Below are 10,945 nucleotides of genomic sequence, written 5' to 3'. Positions count from 1 at the left end.
CTATCTCCCCCCCCGCGTTGGCACACACCTGGGCGTTCTCTTTGTTTTTTTGCCGGCCGACAAGATCCGAAGGAGACGACCTGACCGTCCGAAGGGATCCCATGCGCACGCGCCACATCTACCACGCCGTGGACTCGCACACCGAGGGCATGCCGACCCGCGTGATCACCGGGGGAGTCGGGGTGATCCCCGGCGCCACCATGGCCGAGAAGCGGCTCCACTTCATCGAGCACTCGGACCGCGTCCGCACCCTGCTGATGTACGAGCCGCGCGGCCACTCCGCGATGAGCGGCGCCGTCCTGCAGCCCCCCACCCGGCCGGACGCCGACTTCGGCGTCCTCTACATCGAGGTGTCGGGCCTGCTGCCCATGTGCGGCCACGGCACCATCGGGGTCGCCACCGTCCTCGTCGAGACCGGCATGGTGCCCGTCGTCGAGCCGGTCACCACCGTACGGCTCGACACCCCGGCCGGGCTGGTCAGCGTCGACGTCCGTGTCGAGGACGGCGCGGCCACCGCCGTCACCCTCACCAACGTGCCCTCCTTCAGCGTCGGCCTCGGCCTGAAGGCCGACGTCCCCGGGTACGGCACCGTCACCTACGACCTCGCCTACGGCGGCAACTTCTACGCCTTCGTGGAACTGGACGACCTCGGCCTGCCGTTCGACCGCGCCCGCAAGGACGACCTCCTCGCCGCCGGACTCGCCGTCATGGACGCGGTCAACGCCTGCGACGACCGGCCCGTCCACCCCGAGGACCCCGCCATCGCCGGCCTCAAGCACGTCTACCTCGCCGCCCCCGGATCCGACGCCCGCCGCTCCCGCCACGCCATGGCCATCCACCCCGGCTGGTTCGACCGCTCGCCCTGCGGTACCGGCACCAGCGCCCGCATGGCCCAGCTGCACGCCCGCGGACTCCTCGCGCTGGACACCGACTTCGCCAACGAGTCGTTCATCGGAACCGAGTTCACCGGCCGGCTGATCGGGGAGACCACCGTCGGCGGACTGCCGGCCGTCGTCCCCACCGTCACCGGACGCGCCTGGATCACCGGCACCGCGCAGTACTTCCTCGACCCGGCCGACCCCTTCCCCGGAGGATTCCTCCTGTGACCGTCCCCCCGGTGCGGACCACCGACTACCACGCCGCCGGCGAGCCCTTCCGGATCGTCGACCTCACCCGTGACCCGGTCGCGGCCGCGCCCGGCGACACCGTCGCCGAGCGCTGCGCCACCGCCATCGGCCCGGGGGGATCCGCAACCGCTCCGCGCCGGGGTCCGCTGGACGACGTACGGCGCCTGCTCGTGCGGGAGCCGCGCGGGCACGCCGGGATGTACGGCGGGTTCGTCGTGCCGCCCGACGACGACGGAGCCCACTTCGGCGTCCTGTTCTGGCACAAGGACGGATACTCCACCGCCTGCGGCCACGGCACCATGGCGCTCGGCGCCTGGGCCGTGGACACCGGCCGGGTCGCAGCCCCCGACGACGGCGACGTCCAGGTGCGCATCGACGTGCCGTCCGGCCGGGTCACCGCCACCGTGCACCGGGGCGGCGGCCGCACCACCGGGGTCACCTTCCGCAACGTCCCGGCGCGGGTCGGCGCCCGCAAGGTGCCCGTCGCCACCTCGGTGGGCGTCGCCGAGGTGGACCTCGCGTACGCGGGGGCCTGTTACGCCTCCGTCGCCGCCCGGGACCTCGGCCTGGACGTCTCGCGCGAGGCACTGCCCGGCCTGGTCCGGGCCGGCCGGGAGATCCGGGCCGCGCTGGCCGGGCACCCCGCCACCTGGCACCCGGGCGGAGCGCTGCTCTCCGGCGTGTACGGGGTGATCTTCCACGAGGAACTGCCCGACACCCCCTTCGGGCCGCACCAGCGCAACGCCACCGTCTTCGCCGACGGGCAGGTCGACCGCTCGCCCTGCGGCTCCGGCACCTCGGCGCGGCTGGCGCTGCTCGCGCAGGACGGGCGGCTCGGCCCGGGGGAGGACCTGCTCCACGAGTCCGTCACCGGCACCGTGTTCACCGGCCGGATGCTGCCGGGCGCCGTCACCGAGGTCACCGGGACCGCCTACCGGACCGGGGAGCACACCTTCCTGAGCGACCCGTACGACCCCCTCGGCACCGGCTTCGCGCTGTGAACGGACCCGGCGGGGCGCGGATCCCGCAGTTCGGCGCCGAGGAGACGGCCCGGCTGGTCACCCCGGCCGCGGCGGTCGAGGCCCTGGCCGCGGCCCTGCGGGACGGGCCCGACCCGGAGGGCTGTCCGCGGCGCACCGCGGTGCCCGTGCCCGGCGGGGAACTGCTGCTGATGCCCGCGGCGTCCGGGGCGTACGCCGGGGTGAAGATCGCCGGGGTCGCGCCCGGGAACGCGGCCCGCGGGCTGCCCCGGATCACCGGCTCCTACCTGCTGCTGGACGGCCCCACCCTGCGGCCGCTGGCCCTGTTCGACGGCGCCGCCCTCACCGCGCTGCGCACCCCGGCGGTCTCGGCCCTCGCCGTACGCCACCTCGTGCCGGCCGGGCGGCCGCTGCGGCTGGTGCTCTTCGGCTCGGGGCCGCAGGCGTACGGGCACCTGGACGCGCTGCTCGCCGTACGGGAGCTGGCCGGGGCGGTGGTGGTGGCCCGCGATCCGGCGGGGGCGCGCGAGCTCGCCGCCTACGCCCGCTCCCTGGGCGCGCCCGCCCGGGCCGGCGGGCCCGGGGACGTGGCCGACGCGGATCTGGTCGTCTGCTGCACCACGTCCCGCGCACCGCTCTTCGACGGGAGCCTGGTCGGTCCGGGTGCCACCGTCGTCGCCGTCGGCTCGCACGAGCCGACGGCCCGGGAGACGGACACCGGCCTCGTGCGGAGGTCGGCCGTGTACGTGGAATCGCGTGCGGCGGCCCTGCGGGAGGCGGGGGACCTGCTGATCCCGGAGGCGGAGGGCGCCATCGGCCCCGGTCACATCGTCGGCACCCTCGCCGATCTGGTGGCCGGGCGGCTGCCGCCGGGCGGGCGGGCGCCGGTTTGTCCACAGCTCTTCAAGAGTGTCGGCATGGCCTGGGAGGATCTTGCCGTGGCGGCCGCTTTGTTCCAGGCCGCCGGGGCGAACAGCGCAACGTGACATTGTACGCTGTTCCTCTGCGATGTTCCGGAGGAAATGCAATGGGTGACCTGAAGCAGCACAGTCTCATCAAGGCCCAGGAACGGCTCCGCGACCAGGTCGGCCACGCCCTCCGAGCAGCCCTGATAGCGGGTGAGCTGCGCCCCGGGAGCGTCTACTCCGCCCCCGGCCTCGCGGCCGAACTCGGCGTCTCGGCCACCCCGGTGCGCGAGGCCATGCTCGACCTGGCCCGCGAGGGACTGGTCGAGCCGGTCCGCAACAAGGGCTTCCGCATCACCGAGGTCAGCGAGCGCGACCTCGACCAGTACACCGAACTGCGCACGATGATCGAGGTGCCGACCATCGGCCGGATCACGAAGATCGCCACCGCCGAGCAGCTGGAGGCGCTGCGGCCCATCGCCGAGGAGATCGTCACCAGCGCGCGCGAGCACAACCTCATCGGCTACCTGGAGGCGGACCGCCGCTTCCACCTCACCCTGCTCGGCCTCGCGGGCAACGACCGGCTGGTCGAGACCGTGGGCGACCTGCGCAAGCGCTCCCGCCTGTACGGGCTCACGGGCCTCGACGAGGCCGGCAAGCTGGTGTCCTCGGCGCAGGAGCACATCGAGCTGCTGGACCTGATGCTCACCGGCGACGCGGAGGCGGCCGAAGCCTGCATGGTCCGCCACCTCGGCCACGTCCGCTCGCTCTGGGCCCAGGGCCGCGACGAACCGGTCGGCCGCGTCCCGGGCCGCCTCGGCTCCGGCCTCTAGAGCGCCTCCCGGAGGGGCCGTCAGGCGCCGGGCCTGATCAGGACCTTGCCCTGGACGTGGCCGTTCTCGCTGTGGCGCTGCGCGTCGGCGGCCCCCTCCAGGGGGAAGACCGAGTCGATGGGGAGGCGGACCCGGCCCGCCTCGACCAGCGGCAGCACCTCGGTGACCGCCTCCGCGAGCGAGCCGGCCTCGCCGGTGAAGCGGACGCCGTGCTCGGCCGCACCGACGGGGTCGACGATGGTGACGACCCGGTCCGGGGCGCCGGTCAGCGCGACCGAACCGGCCAGTTCACCGCGGCCCGAACAGTCCAGGACGGCGTCGACGCCCTGCGGGGCCATGGCGCGCACCCGGTCGAAGAGGCCGTCGCCGTACAGGACCGGGCTGATGCCGACCTCGCGGAGGAAGGCGTGGTTCCGGGTCGCGGCCGTGCCGATCACGGCGGCGCCGCGGGCCCGGGCGATCTGCCCGGCGAGCAGACCGACACCGCCCGCCGCGGCGTGGATCAGCAGGGTCTGGCCCTCGCGGACGTCGAGCAGGCGCAGGGTGCGCCAAGCCGTCTCGGTCGCCACGGGCAGGGCCGCGGCCTCCTCGAAACCGAGCCAGTCGGGCTTGGCGACGAGGTCTCCGGCGGCGGCGAGGTCGTACTCCGCGGCGGCGCCGCGGTCGGCCGAGCCGCCGAAGACCGCCTGGCCGGGGTGCCACTGGTGCACGCCGGGACCCACCGCGTCGACGATGCCGGACAGCTCCAGGCCGGTGCCCACCGGCTCGGCCAGGGGCTCGCCGCCGCTGAGGTAGCCGCGGCGGACCTTCCAGTCGAGGCCGTTGACCCCGGCGGCCGTCACCTTGACGCGGACCTGGCCCTCCCCGGGCTCGGGCAGCGGCACCTCCTCCAGGCGCAGGACGTCGGCGTCGCCGTACTCGCTGAAACGGATGGCCTTCGGCATGGGGGCTCCTGGGGAGGCGGCGGTCGGGGGCCGGTGCGGGATACAGGGTGCGGGACGGGCCCTTCCCGGCATGCGAGCCGTCGCGCGCCGCGCGCACGGATGCCCCTGAACGGCGCTCGCCGCCGCCCCGGATCCGCCGCCGGCCCCCGAGGCCCGCCGCCGCCCCAGGAGGCCCGCGCCCGGTTCCGGCGCCCCGGCCCGACGCGCCGTCAGCACGCGTTCGGACACGGCTGGATAACGTCGGCCCCCACCCCTTGTCAGTGCAATTTCACATTACTATGTTACCGGTCACATCGTAGAGCGCGGCCCTTCACTGGAGTGACCCATGACCAAGCGCACCCAACTCGCCCTCGCCACCGCCCTGGTGGCCGCACTCGCACTCGGCGCGTCGGGCTGCTCCGACCCCGCCGCGAAGGGATCCGCCGGCGCGGGATCCGCCGGCGCGGGCGCCGCCAACCCGGCCGCCGCGAACGACGGGAAGGTGCTCGGCGGCACCCCGGTCAAGGGCGGCACGCTCACCGTCCTGTCCAACCAGGACTTCGCCCACCTCGACCCCGCCCGCAACTGGGTCATGCCGACCATGGACTTCGGCACCCGCCTGCTCTACCGCACGCTCGTCACCTTCAAGGCCGAGCCCGGCAAGGCCGGGAGCGAGCTGGTCCCCGACCTCGCCACCGACCTCGGCACCCCCTCCAACGGCGGCCGCACCTGGACCTTCACCCTCAAGGAGGGCGTGAAGTACGAGGACGGCTCGCCCGTCAGGGCCCAGGACGTCAAGTACAACGTCGAGCGCTCCTTCGCCCCCGACCTCACCGGCGGCCCCGACTACGCCGCCCAGTACCTGGCCGGCACCGAGGGCTACAAGGGCCCTCTCCAGGGCCGGCACCTCGACTCCGTGAAGACCCCCGACGACCGGACGATCATCTTCGAACTGAAGCGCCCCGTGGCCGAGTTCTCCGCGACCGCCACCCTTCCCACCTTCGCCCCCGTCCCCCAGTCGCAGGAGAAGGGCACCCAGTACGACGCCCGCCCGTTCTCCTCCGGCCCGTACAAGATCGAGTCCTACGACCGCGACAAGAAGCTGGTCCTGGTCCGCAACGAGCACTGGGACGCCGCCACCGACACCGTCCGCAAGGCCTACCCGGACCGGTTCGTCGTCGTCATGGGCCTCAAGGGCGGCCAGATCGACGACCGGATCATCGCCGGCGAGGGCGCCGACGCCTCCACCGTCCAGTACGCCGACATGCGCCCCGAGAGCGCGCCCAAGGTCCTTCCCAAGGCCGACGTCAAGGCGCGGCTGCTCGCCGAGTCGCAGGGCTGTACCGAGATGCTCCACCTGAACAACTCCCGGGCCCCCTTCGACGACCCCAAGGTCCGCGAGGCCGTGCAGTACGCCGTCGACAAGGAGGCCGTGGTCACCGCGGGCGGCGGCCCGGCCCTCAACGAGGTCGCCACCGCCTACCTGCCCCCGGCGCTCTCCGGCGGCCGGCAGGCCGACACCCTGAAGATCGCCCCGGCGGGCGACCCGGCCAGGGCGAAGGAACTGCTCAAGGCCGCCGGCAAGGAGAAGCTGAAGGTCTCCCTGTCGGTCTCCACCGGCGACAAGGGCAAGGCGGAGGCCCTCCAGCAGGGCCTGTCCCGCGCCGGCATCGAGGTCGTCGTCGACACCGTCGACCCGGGTGCCTACTACGACGTCATCGGCGACCTGTCCACCACGCCCGACATGTCGCTCAGCGGCTGGTGCCCCGACTACCCCTCCGGCTCCACCTGGATCCCCTTCGTCTTCGACGGACGCACCATCAAGGACAAGGGCAACCAGGGCAACTACAGCCAGTTCCGCGACGACGCGACGATGAAGCGGATCGACGAGATCAACGCCATGGCCGACGCAAAGCAGGCCAACCAGTCCTGGATCGACCTCGACGCGGAGCTGATGAAGAAGTCCCCGTCCGTCCCGCTCATCCTGGAGCGCAAGCCGCTGCTCGTCGGCCCCAACGTCGCGGGCGCCTTCGGCCACCCCGTGTGGACCGGCACCATCGACTATGCCGCCGTCGGCCTCAAGGACCCCGCCAAGAGCCAGGGCTGAGGCCGGACGAACACCCCGCACCCCGCGATGACCACCACCGCACCCGCCGCCGGAGTACCGGAGGCGACGGAGGTCCCGCCGGGCGGCAGCCCCTGGCAGCTCGCCCGGCGGGAACTCCGCCGCCGCCCCGCCGTCCGCGTCAGCCTCTGCGTCGTCCTCCTCTTCGTCCTCATGGCCGTCACCGCCCCCTGGCTGGGCGCGCTCGGCGGCTGGTCCCCCGAGGAGTTCGACAAGACCGCCATCGACCCCTACCTCGGAGGCCAGCCGCTGGGCTCCTTCGGCGGGATCAGCGCCGAGCACTGGCTCGGCGTCGAACCCGTCACCGGCCGCGACCTGTTCGCCCGCGTGGTCCACGGCGCCCAGGTCTCCCTCCTGATCGCCTTCGCCGCCACCGCCATCGTGGTGGTCACCGGCACCGCCGCCGGGATCGCCGCCGGCTACTTCGCCGGCCGCACCGACGCCGTCCTGTCCCGGCTCATGGACCTGACCATGTCGTTCCCCTCGCTGATCTTCATGATCGCGATGCTGTCCGTGGCCAAGGACGTCAACCGGATCGTGCTCATGACCGCCGTCATCGGCGTCTTCGGCTGGCCCGGCGTCGCCCGCGTCGTCCGCGGCCAGACCCTCTCCGTCAAACACCGCGAGTACGTCGACGCCGCCCGCGTCGGCGGCGCCGGATCCTGGCGCATCCTGACCCGCGACATCCTGCCGGGCGTCTCGGGCCCGGTCATCGCCTACACCACCCTGCTCATCCCCGGCATGATCAGCACCGAGGCGGCGCTCAGCTACCTCGGCGTGGGTGTCCGCCCGCCCACACCCTCCTGGGGCCAGATGATCGCCGAGTCCGTCGCCTTCTACGAGACCGACCCCATGTACTTCGTCATCCCCAGCGTCTTCCTCTTCCTCGCGGTACTCGCCTTCACCCTGCTGGGCGACGCCCTGCGCGACATCCTCGACCCGAGGGGCGGCCGCACGTGATCCTCTACCTCGCCCGCCGGCTCCTGGCCCTCGCCGGCGTGCTCCTCGCCATCGCCGCCGTCACCTTCCTGATCTTCCACGTCCTGCCCTCCGACCCGGCCGCCGCCGCCTGCGGCAAGACCTGCAGCGCCGAGCGGCTGGCCGACGTACGGGCCTACCTCGGCCTCGACCAGCCGCTGTGGCGCCAGTTCGCCGACTTCCTGACCGGGATCTTCACCGGGCGCACCCTCGGCACCGGCCCGTACGCGGTGGACTGCGGTTTCCCCTGCCTGGGCTACTCCTACGAGAACTCCCAGCCCGTCTGGGACCTGCTGACGGACCGGCTCCCCGTCTCCGCGTCGCTCGCCGCCGGCGCCGCCGTCCTGTGGCTCGTCCTCGGCCTGGGCGCCGGGGTCACCGCCGCCCTGCGCAAGGACACCGCCACCGACAAGGCCCTGATGGTCGGCGCGGTCGCCGCCGCCTCGCTGCCCGTCTACTTCACCTCCGTCCTGCTCATCCACGGGGTCATCCGCGTCGCCGGACTGCTGCCCTACCCCGCCTACCGGGCGTTCACCGACGACCCCCTGTCCTGGGCCGCCAACCTGCTGCTGCCCTGGACGGCGCTCGCCCTGCTGTACGCGGCCATGTACGCCCGCCAGAGCCGCGGTTCGATGATCGAGGCCATGGCCGAGCCGTACATCCGCACCGCCCGCGCCAAGGGCATGCCCGAGCGCACCGTCGTCGTCAAACACGGGCTGCGCTCCGGGATGACCCCCATCCTCACCCTCTTCGGCATGGACCTCGGCGGGCTCCTCGCCGGAGCCGTCATCACCGAGTCCATCTTCGGACTCCCCGGCGTCGGGCGGCTGTTCTACGGCGCGCTGGTCAGCTCCGACCAGCCGGTCGTCCTCGGGGTCACCCTGCTCGCCGCGTTCTTCATCGTCGTCGCGAACCTCGCGGTCGACCTCCTGTACGCCGTCATCGACCCGAGGGTGAGGTACTGATGGCCGCGGCCGCGAACACCCCGCTGCTCCACGTGCGCGACCTGTGCGTCACGTTCACCACCCCGCGAGGCCCGGTACGGGCCGTCGACTCCCTCGGCTTCACCGTCGAAGCCGGGCGCACCCTCGGGATCGTCGGCGAGTCCGGCTCGGGCAAGTCCGTCACCTCCCTCGCCCTGATGGGCCTGCACCGGGGCGGCGCCGAGGTCAGCGGTTCCGTCGCCCTCGCCGGACGGGAGCTGACCGGCCTCTCCGAGCGGCGGCTGTCCGCCGTACGGGGCCGCCGCATCGCGATGATCTTCCAGGACCCGCTGTCCAGCCTGCACCCCTACTACACGGTCGGCGAGCAGATCGCGGAACACTACCGGGTGCACTTCAAGGCCCGGCGGGCCGCCGCCCGCGGACGGGCCGTCGACATGCTGGGCGAGGTCGGCATCCCGGAGCCCGCCCGCCGGGCGGGGGAGTACCCGCACCAGTTCTCCGGAGGCATGCGCCAGCGCGTGATGATCGCCATGGCCCTGGCCTGCGAGCCCGACCTGCTGATCGCCGACGAGCCCACCACCGCCCTCGACGTCACCGTGCAGGCCCAGATCCTGGAGCTGATCGCCCGGCTCCAGCAGGAACGCGGCCTCGGCGTCGTGATGATCACCCATGACCTGGGCGTCGTCGCCCGCGTGGCCCACGAGGTCCTCGTCATGTATGGCGGCCGCGCCGCCGAACAGGCCCCCGTCGACGAGCTGTTCGCCGACCCCGCCCACCCCTACACCCGCGGCCTGCTCGACTCGCTGCCCCGGCTCGACGACGCCGACGACGGCCCCCTGCCCTTCATCCCCGGCTCCCCGCCGTCCCTGCTCGCCCCGGCCCCCGGCTGCGCCTTCGCCCCCCGCTGCGGCCGCGCCGTCGCGCGGTGCACCGACGTACGGCCACGGCTCGCGCCGTACGGGGACGGGCCGCCGCGGACCGCGGCCTGCCACTTCGCCGGGACCCGGACCGCCGAGGAGGCATCCCCATGACCGGCACCGCCGCCACCGCCGCCAACCCGCCCGGGGACACCGGCGCCCCGCCGCTGCTGTCCGTACGGGACCTCACCATGACCTTCCCCGGGAAGCGGTCCGTGACCGGGCGCCGGGGGGCGCCCGTGCGCGCCGTCGACGGGGTCTCCTTCGACCTGATGCCCGGCCGCACCCTCGGCCTGGTCGGGGAGTCGGGCTGCGGGAAGTCCACCACCGGCCGGATGCTCGTACGGCTGCTGGAGCCCACCTCCGGCACCGTCGCCTTCGAGGGCCGCGACATCAGCCGGCTCTCCCAGGCGGCCCTGCGGCCGCTGCGCCGCAACATCCAGATGGTCTTCCAGGACCCCCACTCCTCCCTCAACCCCCGCCAGACGGTGGCCCGGATCATCTCCGACCCGCTGCTGGTGCGGGGCTGGAGCGCCCGGGACGCCCGCCGCCGGGCCGCCGAGCTGATGGACCTCGTCGGGCTGATCCCCGAGCACATCGACCGCTACCCGCACGAGTTCTCCGGCGGCCAGGCCCAGCGCATAGGCATCGCCCGCTCGCTGTCCACCAGCCCCCGGCTGATCATCGCCGACGAGCCGGTGTCCGCCCTCGACGTGTCCGTACAGGCCCAGATCGTGAACCTGATGGAGCGGCTGCGCGCCGAGCTGGGGCTCGCGTACGTGTTCATCGCGCACGACCTGTCGGTGGTCAAACGGGTCAGCGACCGCGTCGCCGTCATGTACCTCGGCCGGATCGTGGAGATCGGGGACCGCGCGTCCCTCTACGAGACCCCGCAGCACCCGTACACGCGGGCCCTGCTGTCCGCCGTCCCGCTGCCCGACCCGGCGGCGGAACGGCGGCGGGAGCGGATCGTGCTGCTCGGCGACCCTTCCCCGAGCTCTCCACTTCGTTCGAGCGGGGGAGGCCCCAATAGCCCGGCCGCTCCACCCCCCGGCTGCGCCTTCCACCCGCGCTGCTTCAAGGCGCGGGACATCTGCCGCACCGAACGGCCGGTGCTGCGGCCCGCCGCCTCCCGCGAGGTGGCCTGTCACTTCCCGGGTGACTGACGGGGACCACGGGAAGAGGCGGGGCCCCGGAGCCGATGGCGTCTGCG

The 10,945-nt window shown here is 73.5% G+C and carries 10 protein-coding genes; 9 read left to right on the top strand and 1 reads right to left on the bottom strand.

Annotation, left to right across the window (positions count from 1 at the left end; genetic code table 11):
- Positions 1 to 101: 101 nt before the first annotated feature.
- From ABT106_RS05615 to ABT106_RS05600, 4 genes are read left to right on the top strand one after another with little or no spacing between them, the layout of a single operon-like run.
- A complete protein-coding gene (locus ABT106_RS05615) occupies positions 102 to 1,106 on the top strand; it encodes a proline racemase family protein (RefSeq protein WP_351272728.1) in 1,005 nt (334 codons plus the stop codon).
- Positions 1,094 to 2,128, top strand: coding sequence for a proline racemase family protein (locus ABT106_RS05610; protein ID WP_351272746.1), 1,035 nt, complete (start codon positions 1,094 to 1,096; stop codon positions 2,126 to 2,128). The genes ABT106_RS05615 and ABT106_RS05610 overlap by 13 nt, the downstream gene beginning before the upstream one ends.
- Positions 2,125 to 3,093 carry an ornithine cyclodeaminase family protein gene (locus tag ABT106_RS05605; protein WP_351272725.1) on the top strand — a complete coding sequence of 323 codons (969 nt, stop codon included), beginning with the start codon at positions 2,125 to 2,127 and terminating at the stop codon, positions 3,091 to 3,093. The genes ABT106_RS05610 and ABT106_RS05605 overlap by 4 nt, the downstream gene beginning before the upstream one ends.
- Positions 3,094 to 3,134: 41 nt before the next feature.
- Positions 3,135 to 3,845 carry a GntR family transcriptional regulator gene (locus tag ABT106_RS05600; protein ID WP_351272723.1) on the top strand — a complete coding sequence of 237 codons (711 nt, stop codon included), beginning with the start codon at positions 3,135 to 3,137 and terminating at the stop codon, positions 3,843 to 3,845.
- Between the two features lie 20 nt (positions 3,846 to 3,865).
- Here ABT106_RS05600 and ABT106_RS05595 read toward each other — a convergent pair whose 3' ends face one another.
- Positions 3,866 to 4,789 carry an NADP-dependent oxidoreductase gene (locus ABT106_RS05595; RefSeq protein ID WP_351272721.1) on the bottom strand — a complete coding sequence of 308 codons (924 nt, stop codon included), beginning with the start codon at positions 4,787 to 4,789 and terminating at the stop codon, positions 3,866 to 3,868.
- A 325-nt stretch (positions 4,790 to 5,114) separates the two neighbouring features.
- Between ABT106_RS05595 and ABT106_RS05590 the strand changes: the two genes are divergently transcribed.
- From ABT106_RS05590 to ABT106_RS05570, 5 genes are read left to right on the top strand one after another with little or no spacing between them, the layout of a single operon-like run.
- The gene (locus tag ABT106_RS05590) at positions 5,115 to 6,875 is read left to right on the top strand and encodes an ABC transporter substrate-binding protein (protein WP_351272718.1); all 1,761 of its coding nucleotides are present in this window, start codon (positions 5,115 to 5,117) and stop codon (positions 6,873 to 6,875) included.
- Between the two features lie 27 nt (positions 6,876 to 6,902).
- Entirely contained in the window at positions 6,903 to 7,853 is a 951-nt protein-coding gene (locus ABT106_RS05585) for an ABC transporter permease (RefSeq protein ID WP_351272715.1), read from the top strand.
- Positions 7,850 to 8,836, top strand: coding sequence for an ABC transporter permease (locus ABT106_RS05580; protein WP_351272713.1), 987 nt, complete (start codon positions 7,850 to 7,852; stop codon positions 8,834 to 8,836). The genes ABT106_RS05585 and ABT106_RS05580 overlap by 4 nt, the downstream gene beginning before the upstream one ends.
- Positions 8,836 to 9,846 carry an ABC transporter ATP-binding protein gene (locus ABT106_RS05575; protein WP_351272710.1) on the top strand — a complete coding sequence of 337 codons (1,011 nt, stop codon included), beginning with the start codon at positions 8,836 to 8,838 and terminating at the stop codon, positions 9,844 to 9,846. Before ABT106_RS05580 ends, ABT106_RS05575 begins: the two co-directional genes overlap by 1 nt.
- Positions 9,843 to 10,898, top strand: coding sequence for an ABC transporter ATP-binding protein (locus tag ABT106_RS05570; protein ID WP_351272707.1), 1,056 nt, complete (start codon positions 9,843 to 9,845; stop codon positions 10,896 to 10,898). Before ABT106_RS05575 ends, ABT106_RS05570 begins: the two co-directional genes overlap by 4 nt.
- Positions 10,899 to 10,945 lie beyond the last annotated feature (47 nt).

Origin of the sequence: Streptomyces sp. NPDC002044 (genome assembly GCF_040296725.1) — a bacterium.
Taxonomy (GTDB): domain Bacteria; phylum Actinomycetota; class Actinomycetes; order Streptomycetales; family Streptomycetaceae; genus Streptomyces; species Streptomyces antarcticus.
The sequence above is the reverse complement of the archived record's forward strand: the minus strand, read 5'-3'. Positions and strand labels throughout refer to the sequence as shown.

Coding starts and splice junctions, on each gene's coding strand:
- ABT106_RS05615 (WP_351272728.1), top strand. CDS start 102: ATGCGCACGCGCCACATCTACCACGCCGTGGACTCGCACACCGAGGGC.
- ABT106_RS05600 (WP_351272723.1), top strand. CDS start 3,135: ATGGGTGACCTGAAGCAGCACAGTCTCATCAAGGCCCAGGAACGGCTC.
- ABT106_RS05595 (WP_351272721.1), bottom strand. CDS start 4,789: ATGCCGAAGGCCATCCGTTTCAGCGAGTACGGCGACGCCGACGTCCTG.
- ABT106_RS05590 (WP_351272718.1), top strand. CDS start 5,115: ATGACCAAGCGCACCCAACTCGCCCTCGCCACCGCCCTGGTGGCCGCA.
- ABT106_RS05585 (WP_351272715.1), top strand. CDS start 6,903: ATGACCACCACCGCACCCGCCGCCGGAGTACCGGAGGCGACGGAGGTC.
- ABT106_RS05575 (WP_351272710.1), top strand. CDS start 8,836: ATGGCCGCGGCCGCGAACACCCCGCTGCTCCACGTGCGCGACCTGTGC.
- ABT106_RS05570 (WP_351272707.1), top strand. CDS start 9,843: ATGACCGGCACCGCCGCCACCGCCGCCAACCCGCCCGGGGACACCGGC.